Here is an 18,505-nt window from a genome sequence, read left to right as displayed (position 1 = left end):
TTCAGCCAAAATAACCAAAGCCAGCCATGGCGATCACCTCCGGCAGCTAGTCCGTGAAGAAATACGCCAGTTCGTTAATCGCGAAAGTCGATGTGGCGGCTTGTTCTCAACGTGGTGACGCTATGCCGCCCCGTATCTATGGCAGCAAGTGGAACAAGGCTCGGTTGGCGTTCCTGCAACAACACCCTTTGTGCGTGATGTGTCGTAAGCAGAGCAGATTAACCCCTGCAACGGTGGTTGATCATATTGTCCCGCATAAACTCAAAGATGCCATTAACGCCAATGACAGTGAAGCAATCAAAGTGGCGCAGCGTTTATTTTGGGGCCGAAAGAACTGGCAATCACTGTGTGCATCGCATCATAACTCCACTAAACAGCGTATCGAGAAGCACAAGCAAGAGATCGGTTGTGATGTCAACGGTATTCCGATTGATGACAATTCACACTGGAACACATAACGCGATGAAATTTATGTCTGAACAAACAGATACAAATAAAATGATTACTCATAAAATGATACCTAGGGTGATTGTAAAGTTCCGTCCGGAAAGTATTGGACCGCCGCCATCCCTCAACGATATCGCTAACGCAGTTTTTTAATAAAAAAGACACAAAACAGACAAAACAGCTTGACACCGAAAGGAGGCTGTCAATGACAAAGCGCACGCGTTCTGACAGCCTCAAAGGCAAAATGCAGGCGATTGTCAACGCATTTCAGGACACGATAGTCCCGCCGGCACACGCCGGTTTAATGCCGGAGGCCATCGACTTCTACAACGATAACATTCGCACGAAAGCCCTTAATCTGTGGACGCCTTCCGACCTGATCGAGGTGGTCAGTCTGGCGAATAACCAATATGCCCTGATGGCAGTCAGTCACTACCTGCGCAAACTGGAGGCGGATTATGCCGAGACGCGTGACGAGAAGGCGATCAAAGAAAACCGCAAATACAAACTGGAATTAACCCGCGTGATTATTGCTCAGCGTTCCGGCTTGCAAATCCATTCACGTGCCACCAATGGCGAAAGCCGTGACCAGCGCAACAAGAATCAAAATGATACCGACGCGCGTGCGCTATTAGGCACGGTTGAAGACGATGACTTGTTGGCCTCGCCCTGGCATTAAGGAGAGCAAATGGCCAGTCAATTATCGCGCGGTGAAAAAGTGATCGCGTTTATCGAGCGGTACTGCATTGTCCCTGAAGGCGTGCTGCTGGGTAAACCCCTGAGGCTGGAGGCGTTCCAGAAACAATTTATTCTGGATGTCTACGATAATCCCCACGGGACACGCACCGCGTATTTATCAATTGCCCGTAAAAACGGCAAAACCGGCCTCATTGCGGGGATACTGCTGGCACACTTGGTCGGTACAGAGGCGGTGCAGAACTCGCAGATTGTGAGCGGGGCAATGAGCCGTGACCAGGCTGCCATCGTCTTCAATCTGGCGGTGAAGATGATCAACCTGAATCCCCGGTTACAGCAACTGATCCACATCATACCCAGTAGCAAACGGCTGATTGGCAAGCCCTGCAATGTCGAATACAAGGCCCTGTCGGCTGACGGCAAAACGACCCACGGACTTTCACCGGTGCTGGCGATACTCGATGAGGTCGGGCAGGTCAAAGGCCCGCAAAACGATTTCATTGATGCTATCACGACCTCACAGGGGGCGCATAGACGCCCGTTACTGGTCGCTATCAGTACACAGGCACCCACAGACGCCGATTTACTCAGCATCTGGCTCGACGATGCGGCGAATTCGAAAGATCCGAAAATTGTGTCACATGTTCACACGGCACCGATGGACTTGGAAATTACCGACCCTGACGCATGGAAAGCTGCCAATCCTGCGCTGGATATCTTTCTGTCACTGGAAGAGGTTGAGGGGCAGGCCAAGCGTGCCGCGCGGATGCCGTCGGAAGAGAACAGGTTTCGTAATCTGGTATTAAATCAGCGGGTATCACTGGTGTCGCCGTTCATTTCACGCAATACGTGGCTGGCCTGCGCCGGAGAATGGGAACCCATCGTTGGCAAATGTTACGCCGGGCTGGATCTGTCGGCGGCCAAAGACCTGACGGCGTTGGTCATTATCGGCAAATCCGCCTCGGGCAAATGGAACGTTCACCCGTTTTTCTGGACACCGGATAAGACGCTGTTGGACAGGGCGAAAACGGATCGCGTGCCTTACGATGTGTGGAAGAAGCAGGGTTTTCTGCGCACCACGCCGGGGGCAACGGTGGATTATGAATATATAGTCAAAGAGCTCATTGAAATTACAGAGAAATTCGATATTGAGGTGCTCAATTTTGACCGATGGCGGATTGATATCTTCAAGAAAGAAGCCCAGCGGGTCGGCCTGTCCCTGAAAATGGAACCGTTCGGGCAGGGTTACAAAGACATGTCTCCGGCCATGGATAAAACGGAGCAATTATTGCTGGAAGAGCAGGTTAACCACGCCAACCATCCCGTATTAACCATGTGTGCCGCCAATGCGGTCGTTGAGCAGGATGCCGCCGGCAACCGGAAGCTCGCGAAAGATAAATCGACGGGGCGTATGGACGGCATGGTCGCGCTGGTGATGGCCGCGGGGGCATTGAACAGGGCGAAAGGCACATCCGGTCTCGAGGCATTCCTCAAGAACCCCATCATGGTGGGTCTGTAAATGGCGAAAAAAATAGGCAAGATTAAAAGCGCCCTCCTGAACTGGATGGGTGTCCCGATAGGGCTGCTGGACGGGACTTTCTGGCAGGAATGGACAGGGATGAGCAGCAGCGGCAGGACGGTAAGCGCGGACAGCGCGCTGCAATTGTCCACCGTGTGGGCGTGTGTTCGGTTGCTGAGTGAAACAGTTTCAACGCTGCCGCTAAAAATATACCAGTCGAAGGATGATGGCTCGCGCCAATTGGCGAAAAACCACCCTGCTTACACGATATTATGCAACCGCCCCAATCTGGAGATGACGCAATCCCGATTTATGTTAACGGTGGTCGCCAGTATCTGTCTGCGTGGCAATGCGTTCATCGAAAAGAAGTTCATTGGTAACAAACTGGTGGCGCTGATCCCGCTGTTACCACAAAACATGAACGTCAAGCGGCTACTGAGCGGGGATATTGAATACACCTACGCCGATAGCGCGGGGAAAAATCAAGGCGAACGCCGGATTATCCCAGTCAAAAACATGATGCACATTCGTGGGTTCGGTATCGACGGACTGAGTGGTCTGATCCCGGTTAAGACAGGGCGTGATGTGATTGGGGCGGCACTCTCCACGGATGAAGCCGCCGCCAAAGTCTTTGAAAATGGGTTGCAAAGCTCGGGCTTCATTTCAGCGAAGACCGATTTAACCGAGGAACAGACTCACGTCATTCAACAACACATCAAAACCTTCACCGGGTCGAAAAACGCCGGAAAAATGATGGTGCTGCCCGCGGATCTCACGTATCAGAACATCACGATGAACCCAGAGGCCGCCCAACTGTTACAAAGCCGTTCGTACAGCGTTGAAGAGATTTGCCGCTGGTTCAGGGTGCCGCCCGTGATGGTCGGGCATTCAACGAAGCAATCTAGTTGGGCGTCGTCACTGGAAGGCATGAATATGCAGTTCCTGACCCACACACTCAGGCCGCTGCTGATCAATATCGAGCAGGAAATATCGCGTTGCCTGCTGGATTCCGACAGTGACTATTACGCCGAATTTAACGTGGAAGGGCTGCTGCGTGCAGATAGCCGGGGCAGGGCAGCTTATTATGCCACCGCGTTACAAAACGCCTGGATGAGCCGCAATGAAGTCAGGCGCAAAGAGAATTTACCGCCCATTGAAGGCGGCGATGTTTTCACGGTGCAATTAAACCTGACCCCAATAGACCTGTTAGGGGAAGAGCAAGCGAAAAAACCCCGTTCAGAGGACAGTAACAATGATGATGAAGAACAAAATGCCCGTCGCTCCTGAAGCAAAGCCGTTTAATGCGGTATTCAACGACGTGAGACCCCTTGCGCTCGACAAATGGAACAGCGGGATCCGAGCCGCGAATGCCGATAACACTCTCTCTATTCTCGATGTGATTGGTGAGAGTTTTTGGGATGAGGGCGTCACCGCGAAACGGCTATCGGGGGCATTACGGACGATGGTCAATCAAGATGTCATCGTCAATATTAACAGTCCGGGCGGTGATGTGTTTGAAGGTATCGCCATTTATAACCTGCTGCGTAACCACAGCGGGAAAGTCACGGTCAACGTACTGGGGCTGGCGGCTTCCGCCGCCTCGATTATCGCGATGGCCGGCGATGAGATCAACATGGGTCGCGGTGCTTTTCTGATGATCCATAACGCATGGACATGTTGCTGTGGCAATAAAAATGACCTGATTGCGGTCGCCGAAGCGCTAAAACCGTTTGATGATTCACTGACCGATATCTACTCCACCCGGACAGGTATCGATAAGGCCACCATCGCCAACATGATGGACGACGAAACGTTCATTAACCACACAGACGCCCTGACGCAGGGTTTTGCCGACGGCTTGTTAACCGCTGACGTGATTGATGACGGTAATGACAGTCCACAAGCCGCCATGCGCAAACTGGATGCGTTGCTGGCGAAATCTCACGTACCACGCGCAGAACGACGAAGACTGATTAACGCTTTAAATGGGAGTACGCCGGGCGCTACGACCCACCATAATGGCACGCCGGGCGCTGCCGACGAAGTAAACCCCGCTGTTTTAAACGAACTGGAAAAGGCGGTCAATGCCTTTACGCCCAAAATAATCTGATGGAGGTTGTTTATGTCTGACACGGTAGAATTACTGAAAAATTTGTCTGCCAAAATCGAAGCGGCTAACAGCCAATTCAACGCTAAAGCCGAAGAAGCCCTGAACGAAGCGAAAAAGGTCGGCGGTCTGTCTGCCGAGACCAGGGCGTCCGTTGACAAGATGGCGTCTGAGCTGAATACACTGCGTGAAGCGGAAAAATCCCTCAAGGCAGAACTGGGCGAGTTGCAACAACACGTTGCACAAATGCCCCTGCAAAATGCGGTACACGTTGCGCAGACACTGGGCCAGCAGGTGATTTCCGCTGAGCTGATGAAAGGGATGAGCGGCAATATCTCCGCTAACCGTCGCGTCTCCGTGCCGGTGCAGGCGGCATTGACAACACCGCAGCTTCCTGACCGGGTGATTGAGCCGCACCGCCTGCCAGAGATTGACGTGAAACCCCGGCACCGCCTGTTTATTCGCGATTTGATTTCAGGCGGAACAACCACCTCCAACGCGATTTTCTGGGTACAACAAACCGGGTTCACCAATAACGCCGCCGCTGTTCCTGAGGGCACGGCGAAACCCTACAGTGATATCTCATTTGCGACCCAGATTACCCCCGTCGCCACGCTGGCGCACATGTTCAAGGCGTCTAAACAGGTGCTGGACGATTTTGGGCAACTGAAATCCCTGATTGACAGTGAAATGCGCTACGGGTTGAAGTTTGTTGAAGAGCAACAAATCTTGTTCGGTGACGGGGCGAACGGCAATATCAAAGGCATTGTCCCGCAGGCCAGCAAGTACAAAGCCGAGCTTAAAGTGGACAAAGCGACGGCGATTGACGATATCCGCCTGGCGATGTTGCAGGCGCAATTAGCCCTGCTCCCGCCATCGGGGGTTATCACTCACTTTGCTGACTGGGCGACGGTGGAGCTGATCAAAGACAGCCTGGGACGCTATTTGCTGTCTAACCCACAAGGCTATACCACGCCGACTTTGTGGGGGCTGCCTGTCATTGCCACGGATGTGGCCGCATTCCGGGGCAAGTTCCTGGTGGGCGCCTTCGATTCCGCTGCCCAGATTTTTGACCGCGAACAAATGAACATCGTTATCTCCAGCGAAAACGAAGACGATTTTGGCAAAAACATGATCTCCATTCGCTGCGAAGAGCGTTTGGCGCTGGTGGTCAAGCGTCCGGAAGCCTTCATTTACGGTGATTTCACCGCGTCCGCGACCACCAAAGGCTAATCATTTTCGGCGGCTGTCACAGGCCGCCTTTTTTATGGCAGGTGACGGATGATACCCCTCTCAATGATTAAAATTCATTGCCGGATAGATTCACCCTTTGATGATGATTTACTCCGGCAATACGAAAAAGCCGCCATTCAATACGCCCTGAATTATACCGACAGAAAAACCCTGCATGTCCCGAAGAATACCCCGGAAGCGGAAGCCCCCCCGCCTGATACGCCTGCGCTGGTGCTGGATGAGGCGGTCATCCAGGCTCTCTTGCTGCTTATCGGTCACTGGTATGAGAACCGCACAGCCGTTGTCGTGGGGCAGTCAGTGGCGACTCTCCCGTTTGCCGTGAAGGCTCTGCTGCAACCCTATAAACGTTACGCTCTGTGAGGTCAATAATGGATATCGGCAGACTGCGTCATCGAATCAACATTCAGGGTATCTGCTCTGACCGGACGCCCTCGGGCAGCGTCATAAAAGAGCGCTACACCGTGGCGACGGTGTGGGCGGAGGTGAAATTTATCAGCGGGCGCGAACTGGTGGCCTCTAAGACGGTGCTGTCTGAAAGTCTCGTCCGGTTCTGGATACGGTATCGCGGTGATATCAACACTGCGATGGAAATCGTTTTCAAAGGCAAAACTTACACGGTTCAGGCCGTGATGCCGGACAACCGGTTAATCCTGCTTGAACTGCTCTGTCAGGAGGGCGTTAAACAATGACGACCGTGGATTTTTCCGCACTCAAAGATCTTTCACGGGATTTGGCGCTGCTCAGCAAGGCTGAAAGTCACACCGTGTTGCGTAAAGGCACGCATGCGGGGGCGAAAATCCTGCGCGACGAAACCCGCCACCGCGCCCCGGTCAGAACAGGTCGACTCAAAAAGAACATTGTGGCGGCCAACCGAAAAACAGGCCGGAACGGCACAGTTTCATCCGGTGTCTATGTGCGGGGTTCGAACCAATCCGGCACGAACAGTGATACCAAAATGAAAAAAAATGACCCCCGAAACGCCTACTACTGGCGATTTTTGGAAAAAGGCACATCCAAGATGGCGGCAAAACCCTTTATCGATCCGGCCTTTGAGGCTAAAGCTGACGAAGCCGCCGAGGCGGCCTTTAATGTGGCACTGAAAGCCATTGACGAGGTACTGGCGAAATGAAAGACGGCGACCTGTTCAGACGGTTAGATCCGGTGTTGCCCGGGCGGGTTTTTCCTTACCTGATCCCGTTGACCGAGAGAAACACCGGTTCCCCGTGGTGCGTCTTCTCCACGTACAGTATTTACACCGATGTGCTGAGCGGTCAATCCGTGAAAATGACCCGAATTCAGATTGACGCCTACGCGAAGACGATCGAGCACGCCGACCAGATTTGTGACGGCGCCCTTAACGCCATCAAACCCCTGCAACCCGTCGAGGTGGAACACGAGAACAGTTTCGAGAATGACACCGAACTTTATCGCGCCACCATGACATGCAAAATCTACACCTAACCCTGCCGGAGAACGACCCATGGCAAAATACGAAAAAACGTTAGGCACATCCCTGGCCGTGTCCGCCGAGGCGACTAACGACGACATTAACGCCGCTATCAAGTGGGTGTCTATTGATACCTCAGTGAAAGAGATTAGCTACACAGGCGGTCAGAAATCGGATATCGAAGTCACGACGCTCGGATCCCGTGAGCAGGAAATGATTAACGGCCTGGCCGCCCCGGCCGAAATCACCATTTCCGGGCACTGGACTGCCGAAGAGGAAGGGCAGGATATTTTGCGGCTCGCCTACGATACAGACCAGGCTCACGCCTTCCGTGTTAAGTTCCCCAGTGGCAATGGCTACACGTTCCTGGCTGAGGTCAGACAGGAATCGTGGAGCGCCGCCGCGAACGGCATCGTCAACGCCTCCTTTACCTTGCGCATGAAAGGCCGCCCAACCCCGTTGAACAAAAAACCAACCCCTCTCCAGAAGGATAATCAGGCATGAATATTCGCCAGCTGGCATTAACCCCGCATTTGGGGTTTCGCACCAAAACCGTCACCGTGAAAGAGTGGGATAACGCCACCGTCGTCTTGCGTGAACCCTCCGCCGCCGCGTGGGTTGAATGGAATGACATCACCCACCCGGAAGCCGATGATGATGTGCCTATATCGATTGCGGAGAAAGTGCTTCGCAATACCCGCGCCGATGCGGTGTTGTTCATTGATGTGCTGTGTGATGAAAACGGGGAACCGGTATTCACCCCCGGCGATATGGATGAAGTGGTAAAAATCTATGCCCCCGTCCATTCCCGCCTGCTGCACCAGGCGCTCAGTCTGGTGACTGACAGTGATGAAGCCGAAAAAAAGTCAGATCCCCATTAACCTTCTTCATGCTGACACTCGCTTTGCGGCTCGGTAAGACCCTGACCGAGTTGCAAAACGGGTTAAGCGCCAGCGAATTGATGCTGTGGAGGGCTTACGATCGTATCAATCCCCTCAGCGACCGGCGGGGCGATATTCAGGCGGCACAAATCGCCTCGGCGGTCTATCAATCGCAAGGCGCAAAAATCAGTTTGAGCGATGCGCTGCTTGAATGGGGTAATCCAGACGAAGATAAGCAGGGCGACTTCGAAAACTTCTTTATGAATCTCGCATAGGTGGCACAGTGGCAAAACTCCGCGAACTGATTATCAAAATATCCGCTAACTCCAGCTCTTATCAGGCTGAAATTGCGCGAGCGGCGCGATTGAGTGAAAACTATCACCGCGTGATGGAAAACGGTAACCGAAGTGCCGCGGCGGCCGCGCGGGGCAGCAGTGCCGCTTTGCGGGACCTGAATAACCAACTGGTTTCCGTGAAAGCCTCGGCCATGGGCATGGCGGGCGCGTTTGCGGGGATATTCGCCACAAGTAAACTGGTCGAAACCGCCGACAAATGGACAAACCTAAATTCCCGTTTAAAGCTGGCGACGGCGTCCAGCGTGGACTTAGCCAACAGCCAGCGTTTACTGATGGCGATGAGCCAAAAAACTGGCACGTCATTCGAGGCGAACGCGACGGTATTTGCCCGTGCCGCGGCGCCTATGCGGGCACTCAAATACGCCTCGCAGGATATCGTCAATATGACGGAAGTCCTGTCAACAGGATTAAGAATATCCGGTGCGAGCGCCTCAGAATCCAGCTCGGTATTGGTTCAGTTCTCGCAAGCGATGTCCTCCGGCGTTCTGCGCGGGGAAGAGTTTAACGCGATGGCGGAGAACGGCAGTAGAATCATTCAGGCGCTGGCGGATGGCATGGGGGTGGCCAGAACCAAATTAAAAGGCATGGCGGATAACGGGCTGCTGACGATGGATAAAGTCATCCCCGCCTTGCTGAGCCAGATGGAGAAACTGAAAGCGGAAGGCCTCTCAATGGGGGCGACGGTCGAAAAATCGTTAACCCGCGTTCAGAATGCTTTTATGCAGTGGGTGGGCGGAGCGAATGAAGCGACGGGCACAACCCGTGTTCTCGCCGGGGTACTGGATGACCTGTCTAAAAATATCAACGATGTTGCTGCGGCGGGCGTGGTGGTGGCTGGTTTGTTCGGGGCACGGGCGTTAGGTAACCGGATATCCGCGATTGGGGCATCAACGTCTGCCCTGATCCAGAATTCCCGCGCCGAAATTAATAACGCAGATCACGCTTACCGCAATGCTCAGGTTCAGGTCGCCTCAGCGAGAGCCAGCGCGTATCAGGCACAACAAAACGTGATCGCCGCCCGCTCACGCATGCTTCAGACCACAACGGCACAGACCTTCGCTGCCGCCGAAGCGAGACTGAACAGGGCACTGACCGCAGAGGCGGCAGCACAGGCCAGAGTGACACAAAGCATCAATGCAAGAGCCGCCGCTCAAGCCCGGCTCAATGCGGTCACTTCGCTCGGCTCAAGGATAGGGGGGGCACTTCTTGGCGCTGTTGGTGGAATACCCGGTGCTTTGATAATGGCAGCCGGTGCGGCCTATCTGTTGTACCAAAATCAGAGACAAGCCAAGGAAGAGGCGCGGGCGCACGCGAAAGAAGTGGCAAAAATCAAGGAAGAACTGAGTAAAATGGATCCCATTCAGCTCAGGGACACCAAAAAACAACTAAAAGAAGATCTGGCCGTTGCTAAAGAGGATTTGGAAGAATTCAGGAAGGCGATGACGAAAAACCAAATCAGCCTCGATCTCTTCATGAAAGATAAAAGCAAAGGTAAAAAGGTTGACATTAAAATCACCGAATTCAGCACTAAACTTTCAGAAAGCCGTTCGGCGTATGAAGCAACGCTGAAAACGGTCGATGAAATCACCTCGGCCCTCACGAGTCTGGGCGATCAACAATCGATAAACAGCGAGAAAGAAAAAAGGTTTACCACGGCGATTAACGAAATGCGCAAAACCGGTAATGTGACACTGGCGTTGCAAAATCAAAAGCTGGAACTCACCGTCAATCTTCTGGAGCGGATCAAAAACTCAGGTATTGATGTCTCGGGTATTCACATTCCCGTCCCTGTGGTTACATTCGAACCAAACGACAAAATAAAATCGGCCCTGAAAGATCAGGAGAGAGAAATTGACCTCTCTAAAAGAAAAGGGGTGGATAAAGTTAAACGTGAGGCTTATTACAAAGCCGTCGATATGGGGCTGAATCCTGATGACAAGCAACAAAAGCCCTACATAGATCAGGTCATCAATAATGCCGCTCAGATACACCAAAACACCGAAGCGATACGGAAACAGGATGAAGCGGCCAGAAAAGCTCAGAGTGAGGCCGAAAGTGCCGCCCGGAACGCCGCAAAAATCAAGGAAGATTACGCACATAAAGTGGCTGAACTGAACACGCAACTGGCCACCGAAGCGATCCGCTACAAGGAAGGCAATACAGCCGCCGAATTGTTCGCAGCTTCAATGGCATCCGGCAAAAATTTCACTCAGGCACAAAACAGCGAAATCGGCAGACTTAACAAAACGCTGGAAGAGACCAAACAGAAATACCAGGACTTACAAGACGCCATTTCAAACGACCCCTTCCGCAATACCGCCGAGAGCGCCAAGAAAGCCCGTGAGCAACTGGAACGCCAGCTTAAGAACAAACAGATAACGCCGGAAGAATACGGGCGCCGCAAAGAGGATATCTGGAGAGATGAGGTCAGGGGCGGTACTAACGCTAAACAGCAGTATGCCGTTTCCGCCAGAGATGACTTACGGGGCGAAGTTGACCCGATACAGGATTTGGATAACCAACTGGCCCGCAAAAAAGCCCTGTATGACACCTACGCAGAAACACAAATTATCAGTGAACAGCGTAAGAATGAACTGATTGCTGCCGCTGAAACGGAAAACAACACGAGACGTATTGAGGCGGCAAAACAGCTATTTTCTACCCAAAGCGCCTATCACGCAGTAGCGATCAACCTGTTTGATACCGTCAGCGAACGCATGGGCAACATGATTACCGGCATGTTAAACGGAACTAAATCGCTCAAAGAAGGCGTTTCCGAAATGTTCGCATCAATGGCGCAGAGCGTCGTTCAGAGTTTAATGAAAATTGCGGCTAATAAGGCGTTTGAAATGCTGGCATCTTCATTCGGTGGCAGCGCAGGTGGCTTCACCTCTATGTTCACCCAGAACGCCAAAGGCGGCGTTTACAATTCTCCTAGCCTGAGTAGTTACAGTGGTCAAATAGTGAATCAACCTACCTTGTTTGCCTTTGCTAAGGGCGCTGGCCTTATGGGAGAGGCGGGGCCGGAAGCCATTATGCCGCTGACCCGTAGCGCGGACGGTTCGCTGGGTGTCCGGGCGATCGCACCAAAGAGGTTAGCGGGTGGAGATAATACCCATATCAATGTCTACATCACGGACGGAAAAACAGAAAGTTCATCACAGAACGGTGACAATGAAGCCTTCGGGCGACGATTCGCCCAGGCTGTAGCTCAGGTTTATTACACTGAACGTGACCGGGATTTGCGGCAGGGAGGAGCGATCAATAAAGCGATAAGGGGACGATAATGGAAATGTTTAAATGGCTGCCGCGGGTGAATGCCAGTTCCAGCGTCGAGTTTGCCATCCGAAAAGCGAAATTCGGCGACGGTTATGAGCAGGTCTCCGGTGCGGGGATTAACCCTAAATCAATGAGATGGAGTGTTGATTTTGCTGGCAATGAAAAATACATCGCCGAAATTATCGCATTCCTTGACCGACACGCAGGTCATCAATCATTCATCTGGACGCCTCCGCTGGCAAATAAGGGGCTGTTTCGGTGTGAAAGCTATAAATATCAGGCCATTGACTACAAAACCTATACCCTTTCCACCGAGTTCATTGAAGCGCACGCCCCATAGAGGAAGATAATCATGTTTACAGCTGACGTGCAAAAGCTGGACGCCGGAAATATCGTCCGGCTCTACGAGATTGACGGAACAAAATTCGGCGCCGATGTACTCCGTTTTCATGCGTATGGCATGCCGGTGACATCCGGCGAGATTGAAGAAGCAGAAAAGAAAGGCAGTCAGCCGCCACCCAAATCCCTCTGGTGGCAAGGGATGGAGTACAAGCCGTGGCCTGTCCAGACTGAGGGGCTGGCAATGTCCACGGATGGACAGGCCGCTCATCCTCGCTTCTCCGTCGCCAACATTGAGGGAACCATCACCGCACTATGCTTGCAATTTGATGACATGGTGCAAGCAAAAGTGACACTCCATGATACCTTTGTCCATTATCTGGACGCCAAAAATTTTCCTGACGGTAACGCTACCGCTGATCCGCAGCAAGAACGCAAGCTCATGTTTTACGTAAACCGGAAAATATCCGAAACGGATACGGTGGTGGTTTTTGAGCTGGCCAGCCCGGCGTCACTGGACGGCTTAATTATTCCCACCCGGCAAATTCACGGCGTGTGCACATGGCGTGCTCGCGGGTGGTATCGGACAGGCAAAGGGTGTGACTACGCCGGAACGAAATATTTTGATATCGACAATAACCCGGTGGATGACCCGAGTCAAGACCGCTGTCCCGGCACCGTGATTGCCTGTAAATTGCGTCACGGTGAGGATAATGATCTGCCCTTCGGGGGATTTCCGGCCTCATCCCTTATCAGGAGGTAGTCATGCGTGACAAGACATTGGAGGCAATATTTGAGCATGCTAAACAGGCATACCCCCATGAATGTTGCGGCGTGATAGTCCAGAAAGGCCGCGTAGAAAAATACCTCCCCTGTAAAAATTTAGCCGTCAACCCCACCGAGCAGTTTCAGCTGGACCCCTGCGATTATCTGGACGCCTCGATATGGGGAACGATTACCGGCATCGTTCACAGCCACCCGGATGCGACCACCCTGCCCAGTGATCTGGATGAGGCGCAATGTGATTTCACCGAATTACCCTGGCATATTGTGAGTTACCCGGAAGGTGATTTAAGGACAATCTATCCGCGTGGTGAATTGCCTTTGGTGGGGCGTCCGTTTGTGTTGGGTATCTATGATTGCTACGGTCTCATTATGAGCTATTACCGCCAACAATACGACATTGAACTGAATGACTACCGGGTCAATTATCCCTGGTGGGAGCAAGGCGAAAACCTCTACATAGAGCATTTTGAAAAAGCCGGTTTTATTGAAATAACCGGCGATCCACAGGCGAGCGATGTGGTGCTGATGCAGGTTCAGGCCGATGTTGTTAACCATGCCGGAATTTTACTGGAAGGGAATTTATTGCTACATCATCTTTATGGTCAGTTGAGCCAGAAAGTTCCTTATGGTGGATACTGGAAGGACAGGACGATTGTTATATTACGTTATAATAAATGGGAATGATTTCATTTTTGTTTTCAGAATGATAAGTTCATTTTTTTGCGAATAAAATCAGTCGAGGGTATTTATGTACAGAAGCCATTATGATTCAGGTCCTTCACTTGAAGTAACTTTATTTATTTTAATCATCATTGCGCTTGTTGGTCTCGTTATTGGTTTTTTTATAATACGATACGCAAGCAGAGCTAACGAGTTACTGGACGTTCAGAAGAAAGCATTGCGAGAACTAAAAATCCAAACTGCAATATTATCGGGTGATATAGGAAGCGTGATAATAAATTCAATTTATTTGGACGAGATAAGAAAAATACAAAGTGCCGATATGCTAGAAAGAGGCGGCTCTGTTTCTCATCCTAAAATTCTCAATGTTGCCAGAATTTATAATAGCTTTATGGCAGAAATCGAAACTAAAAACCTACCTATTTTTTCTGCAAAAAAGGCATTTGAGTCCGAAATAGAACGAATATCTTGTGAGTTAAATGAAAGACAAAAAATATCTTTCCTTAACGTCTACAGAGAAAACATCAAATAAACATTATTCAATTATATGCCAACCCTCTTCGGAGGGTTTTTTTATGAGGTCATTATGGCTTATACCGATCCCCCGCTTCGCACCATCCGCCTGCATGGTGTCCTGGCTACCAAATTCGGCGCGACATTTGACTATGCTGCCAGAGACGCCCCGCATGCTATCCGGGCTATGAGCAAACTCATTGCGGGTTTCGAGGCGTTCATGCTGAATGCCCACAAACAGGGTTTTACATTTTCGGTCATTGTAGGCGGCAGGAGCTACAACAAGGATGAGTTGGACATGACCAAAGGCCATGAGGATATCCATATTATGCCGGTGATTATCGGCAGCAAAAAAGCCGGAGTGCTACAAACTATACTCGGGGCGGCGATGGTTGTCGCTGGCGCGTTCCTGTGGGCAACGCCTTTTGGTGCACCGATGGTGATGTCCGGTGTCGGCATGATGCTAGGTGGCGTCTCGCAAATGCTCGCACCTCAGCCACCGGGATTAGGCATGCGCGAATCACCGGAAAACAAGCCCTCTTATGCGTTCGGGAGTCCGGTTAATACGACCGCCCAAGGCAACCCGGTGCCCATCCTCTATGGTTCACGCGAGATCGGTGGCGCGATTATCTCTGCGGGTGTTTACACCGAAGACCAGTATCAGACTGAGCAAATAGAGAAGCAGCGCAAAGCGTAACCAGAGCCGCCAGATACGGTTTTTTTATTTCAGAGGTGAACAATGACACTGCATATTATTGAAGGGGCAAAAGGCGGTGGGGGAGGTGGCGGACATACGCCTTATGAAATGCCCGATAACATCCAATCGACTGCAACGGCTAAAGTTTTACTGGCGCTGGGTGAGGGTGAATTTGTTAACGAGCTGAATGCAAAAGATATTTATCTGGACAGCACGCCCTTGCAGAACGACAACGGGACAATGAATTTTGAGGGCGTTAAATGGGAATTCCGTCCCGGTACCCAGCATCAGAGCTATATCAAGGGCATGTCTGCGGCTGAAAATGAAATCCGTGTTGGTACAGAAATAAAAGCCGTTACACCCTGGACAAAATACATTTCCAACACGAAATTATCTGCCGTTCGCGTTCGTCTCGGCTGGCCTGCATTGAGGACGCAAAAAGACAATGGCGACACGATTGGCTATCGCATTGATTACGCCATTGAATTATCGACTGATGGTGGCAGTTACCAAACCCTCTTTGATACCCACATCGACGCCAAAACCACAACATTGTATGAGCGGTCATATCGCATCAACCTGCCTGATGCAAAAACAGGCTGGACTGTTAGGGTTGTCAGGAAAACAGCGAACAGCACCAGTGAACGGATCGTCGACAAAATGAATATCATGGCGTTCACCGAAATTATCGACGCCAAATTACGTTACCCGAATACCGCGTTGCTGTACATTGAATTCGATGCAAGGCTATTCAATGGCAACGTCCCGCTGATTTCATGCAAGCCCAGAGGGCGCATCATTCGCGTGCCGTTTAATTACGACCCGGTTAACCGAACTTACAGCGGTATCTGGAATGGAACGTTTAAATGGGCGCACAGCAATAACCCGGCGTGGGTTTTGTACGACCTGTTACTGAATGATCTGTGCGGCCTCGGTGACAAAATCGACAAGACACAAATCGATGAAACCGAGTTGTATCGCGTGGCGCAGTATTGTGATCAGCGGGTGCCGGATGGAAAAGGGGGCGGTGGCGTGGAGCCGCGGTTTACCTGCGATGTCTACATTCAGTCACGCGAAGAAGCGCATAAGGTACTGACCGACATTGGTGCGATATTCCGTGGCTCGGTCTACTGGGGCGCGAATCAGTTCGTTGCCATGGCGGATATGCCGGACGACATTAAATATATTTTTACTCAGGCCAGTGTTATCAATGGCGACTTCGTTTACAGCAGTGGCAGTGAGCGTAACCGGAGTACTGTTGCCATGGTGAGCTGGTCAAATCCAGACAACCATTACAATGATGAGGTGGAAGTTGTTTCGGATGATAATTTAATAGGGCGTTATGGTATCAATCAAATTGACATCGCTGCCATTGGTTGCACCCGTCAGAGTGAGGCACAACGCCGGGGCAAATGGGCGATTCTGACCAACTCACGCGACACCATGATTTCATTCCGCGTGGGGTTGGATGGTCAAATTCCTATGCCCAGCCAACTGATTGGCGTGGCGCACAAAAACAGAGCCGGGCGCGCTATTGGCGGTCGCATTCAGTCGGCTAATGGTCGCAACATCACGCTGGATAGAAAACCCGATGGGCAGGCAGGTGATCGCTTGTTGGTTAATTTACCGACAGGCAAGTCAGAAGGCCGGACAATTCAGGCGGTTAATGGCAATGTCATTACCGTGACCACCGCTTACAGTGAGTTACCTGCCTCCGAGGCAGGTTGGGCGGTGGATGCCCATGATTTATTCATTCAACAATATCGCGTCGTGGGTATTAAAGACAATAACGATGGCACGTTCGAAATTAACGGGATTTATCACGACCCCGACAAATATGATCGCATTGACACGGGCGCGCGAATTGATGAACGTCCTATCTCTATCATCCCGGCGAGTGTCCAACCGCCGCCGAAATCAATCAACATCAAGGGATTTTCATTCGTTCAGCAAGGCATCTCCACAACCACCGTACTGATCTCATGGGAAAAAGCCGAGGGGGCCGTCGCCTATGTGGGGGAGTGGCGTAGAGACAGCGGCAACTGGGTTTCTATCCCCCGATCGTCATCACCGGAATTCGAAATACCGAATGCGTATTCCGGCAGGTATCAGGCTCGCATCAAGGCCATCAACTCATTTGATATACCGAGCTTATTCGCCTCGTCCGAGGAAGTGAGTATCACAGGCAAACAAGGTAACCCGCCGGCACCGTTGGGCTTCAAGGCCACGCCGATTATCTTCGGTATCCAGCTTGACTGGGGTTTTGCACCTCAGACCGATGACACGCTGAAAACTGAGATTCAGTACAGCCCGACGAATGACGGGGAAGGGCTGATGTTGTTGGCCGATATTCCCTACCCTCAACGAACGCACACCCTACAGGGACTGGCGGCAGGGGTAGCCTTTTACTTCCGGGCGCGGCTGGTGGACAAATCCGGTAATCCCTCCCCGTGGACCGCGTTTATCCGAGGCGAGTCTTCAACGGACACCAGCTGGATACTGGCGGCAGCCGGCAATACCTTCCTCACCACCGAAGCGGGAAAACGGTTGCAGTCGGGGATTGATTTCGCCAATGAAGCCATTCTGGAAAATGCCGCCCTGACCGGGTCCGTTGTCCAGCGTCAGATGAAAGTGAATGGGGATATCAAGGCGGAGATACTGGAGGTAAAAACCACGCAGATAAGTGACAGCAAGGCTTTCGCTGAGAAGATGGAAAAAATTCAAGCCGATGTCGGGGAGAATGCGGCGGCGGTTGAGACCAAGGCGACGGCAGTCTTTGATATTGATGGCAATGGTTATGGCATTTATGAAGTTGGGGCCGGGGTGAAGTACAAGAACCAGCTCTATAAAGCCGGCATGGTGATTGGGGCTGAGGTGAAGAATGGTAAGGTAGAAACCCACTTCGCGGTCAGGGCAAACCAGTTCTCTGTATTGAATCCGGTCAATGGCAAACTGGATTCGGTGTTCATGATTAAGGACGGGCAGGTCTTTATCCGGGAAGCCTTTCTCGGCACGGCGGTGATTGACGGGGCAAAAATCAAAGATGCCTCTATCACGATGGCAAAAATTGCGGACGGCATTCGTTCGGATAACTGGCCTCACGGCGGCTGGAACCTGCCGAAGAATGGGGCCTTTGAGATGAAAGGGATTTCAGGCCGGGCCCGAATAGCCCTCGACCATACCGGACTGGCGGTCTTTGATGGTAGCGGTACGTTGCGAATTAAAGTGGGAGAAATATAAATGGCTTTAGGTATTCGGGTGCATCCCGGCGACGGGGGCAAACCTTATCACCTGGATTCAGACCGGGCGCAGACGCTGAGCCTGATACGGACTGTGTCTGCGAACGTGGCGGATAACCGCCAATTTGGATGGCAACAATCCCGCCACATTCCGGAGGCGAACACGTTCAATATTGTGCTGATCCCGACAAAAACCGTGATGGCGGGGCAGTTTGGGCTCCATTCTACCATTGTTGACCGCCGGATTGAGAATATCCGCATGGA

21 protein-coding genes are annotated in these 18,505 nt (G+C 51.8%); 20 read left to right on the top strand and 1 reads right to left on the bottom strand.

Annotated features, from left to right (window positions below):
* Positions 1 to 122 precede the first annotated feature (122 nt).
* From Xhom_RS22840 to Xhom_RS22745, 20 genes are all read left to right on the top strand, one after another.
* Positions 123 to 458 (top strand): HNH endonuclease, encoded by a 336-nt coding sequence (locus Xhom_RS22840; protein ID WP_069318235.1) that lies wholly within the window; start codon positions 123 to 125, stop codon positions 456 to 458.
* A 194-nt stretch (positions 459 to 652) separates the two neighbouring features.
* Complete coding sequence (locus Xhom_RS22835; RefSeq protein WP_069318236.1) at positions 653 to 1,126, top strand: terminase; 474 nt, start codon at positions 653 to 655, stop codon at positions 1,124 to 1,126.
* Between the two features lie 9 nt (positions 1,127 to 1,135).
* Positions 1,136 to 2,662, top strand: a complete 1,527-nt coding sequence (locus Xhom_RS22830) for a terminase large subunit (protein WP_069318237.1) — start codon at positions 1,136 to 1,138, stop codon at positions 2,660 to 2,662.
* Complete coding sequence (locus Xhom_RS22825) at positions 2,663 to 3,949, top strand: phage portal protein (RefSeq protein WP_084023271.1); 1,287 nt, start codon at positions 2,663 to 2,665, stop codon at positions 3,947 to 3,949.
* Positions 3,918 to 4,772: a head maturation protease, ClpP-related gene (locus tag Xhom_RS22820; RefSeq protein WP_069318587.1), complete on the top strand. Its 855-nt coding sequence runs from the start codon at positions 3,918 to 3,920 to the stop codon at positions 4,770 to 4,772. The genes Xhom_RS22825 and Xhom_RS22820 overlap by 32 nt, the downstream gene beginning before the upstream one ends.
* A 12-nt stretch (positions 4,773 to 4,784) precedes the next feature.
* Positions 4,785 to 6,002, top strand: coding sequence for a phage major capsid protein (locus Xhom_RS22815; RefSeq protein ID WP_069318238.1), 1,218 nt, complete (start codon positions 4,785 to 4,787; stop codon positions 6,000 to 6,002).
* Between the two features lie 48 nt (positions 6,003 to 6,050).
* Entirely contained in the window at positions 6,051 to 6,383 is a 333-nt protein-coding gene (locus Xhom_RS22810) for a head-tail connector protein (RefSeq protein ID WP_069318239.1), read from the top strand.
* Positions 6,384 to 6,391: 8 nt separating this feature from the next.
* Entirely contained in the window at positions 6,392 to 6,712 is a 321-nt protein-coding gene (locus tag Xhom_RS22805) for a phage head closure protein (RefSeq protein WP_069318240.1), read from the top strand.
* Positions 6,709 to 7,152: an HK97-gp10 family putative phage morphogenesis protein gene (locus Xhom_RS22800; RefSeq protein WP_069318241.1), complete on the top strand. Its 444-nt coding sequence runs from the start codon at positions 6,709 to 6,711 to the stop codon at positions 7,150 to 7,152. The genes Xhom_RS22805 and Xhom_RS22800 overlap by 4 nt, the downstream gene beginning before the upstream one ends.
* Entirely contained in the window at positions 7,149 to 7,484 is a 336-nt protein-coding gene (locus Xhom_RS22795; RefSeq protein WP_071933906.1) for a DUF3168 domain-containing protein, read from the top strand. The genes Xhom_RS22800 and Xhom_RS22795 overlap by 4 nt, the downstream gene beginning before the upstream one ends.
* A 19-nt stretch (positions 7,485 to 7,503) precedes the next feature.
* Positions 7,504 to 7,974: a phage tail tube protein gene (locus Xhom_RS22790; RefSeq protein WP_069318243.1), complete on the top strand. Its 471-nt coding sequence runs from the start codon at positions 7,504 to 7,506 to the stop codon at positions 7,972 to 7,974.
* Positions 7,971 to 8,351, top strand: coding sequence for a phage tail assembly chaperone (locus Xhom_RS22785; RefSeq protein ID WP_069318244.1), 381 nt, complete (start codon positions 7,971 to 7,973; stop codon positions 8,349 to 8,351). The genes Xhom_RS22790 and Xhom_RS22785 overlap by 4 nt, the downstream gene beginning before the upstream one ends.
* A gap of 8 nt (positions 8,352 to 8,359) precedes the next feature.
* Positions 8,360 to 8,626, top strand: coding sequence for a phage tail assembly protein T (locus Xhom_RS22780; RefSeq protein WP_084023273.1), 267 nt, complete (start codon positions 8,360 to 8,362; stop codon positions 8,624 to 8,626).
* Between the two features lie 8 nt (positions 8,627 to 8,634).
* Positions 8,635 to 11,994, top strand: a complete 3,360-nt coding sequence (locus Xhom_RS22775) for a tape measure protein (protein ID WP_069318245.1) — start codon at positions 8,635 to 8,637, stop codon at positions 11,992 to 11,994.
* Entirely contained in the window at positions 11,994 to 12,326 is a 333-nt protein-coding gene (locus Xhom_RS22770) for a phage tail protein (protein ID WP_069318246.1), read from the top strand. Before Xhom_RS22775 ends, Xhom_RS22770 begins: the two co-directional genes overlap by 1 nt.
* Positions 12,327 to 12,335: 9 nt before the next feature.
* Positions 12,336 to 13,088 (top strand): phage minor tail protein L, encoded by a 753-nt coding sequence (locus Xhom_RS22765; RefSeq protein WP_418384952.1) that lies wholly within the window; start codon positions 12,336 to 12,338, stop codon positions 13,086 to 13,088.
* A gap of 2 nt (positions 13,089 to 13,090) precedes the next feature.
* A complete protein-coding gene (locus tag Xhom_RS22760; protein ID WP_069318248.1) occupies positions 13,091 to 13,795 on the top strand; it encodes a C40 family peptidase in 705 nt (234 codons plus the stop codon).
* Positions 13,796 to 13,859: 64 nt separating this feature from the next.
* On the top strand, positions 13,860 to 14,324 hold the full coding sequence (locus Xhom_RS22755) for a YebO family protein (protein WP_069318249.1): 465 nt from the start codon (positions 13,860 to 13,862) through the stop codon (positions 14,322 to 14,324).
* Between the two features lie 54 nt (positions 14,325 to 14,378).
* Positions 14,379 to 15,002, top strand: a complete 624-nt coding sequence (locus Xhom_RS22750; protein WP_069318250.1) for a tail assembly protein — start codon at positions 14,379 to 14,381, stop codon at positions 15,000 to 15,002.
* A gap of 42 nt (positions 15,003 to 15,044) precedes the next feature.
* Complete coding sequence (locus tag Xhom_RS22745; protein WP_099139948.1) at positions 15,045 to 18,242, top strand: TipJ family phage tail tip protein; 3,198 nt, start codon at positions 15,045 to 15,047, stop codon at positions 18,240 to 18,242.
* A gap of 57 nt (positions 18,243 to 18,299) precedes the next feature.
* On the opposite strand, the gene Xhom_RS31555 is transcribed toward Xhom_RS22745, so the two are convergent.
* Positions 18,300 to 18,505, bottom strand: a 206-nt coding sequence (locus tag Xhom_RS31555) for a hypothetical protein (protein WP_169928528.1), incomplete at its 5' end; no start/stop codon positions are given.

Origin of the sequence: Xenorhabdus hominickii, assembly GCF_002632725.1 — a bacterium.
GTDB lineage: Bacteria > Pseudomonadota > Gammaproteobacteria > Enterobacterales > Enterobacteriaceae > Xenorhabdus > Xenorhabdus hominickii.
The sequence above is the reverse complement of the archived record's forward strand: the minus strand, read 5'-3'. Positions and strand labels throughout refer to the sequence as shown.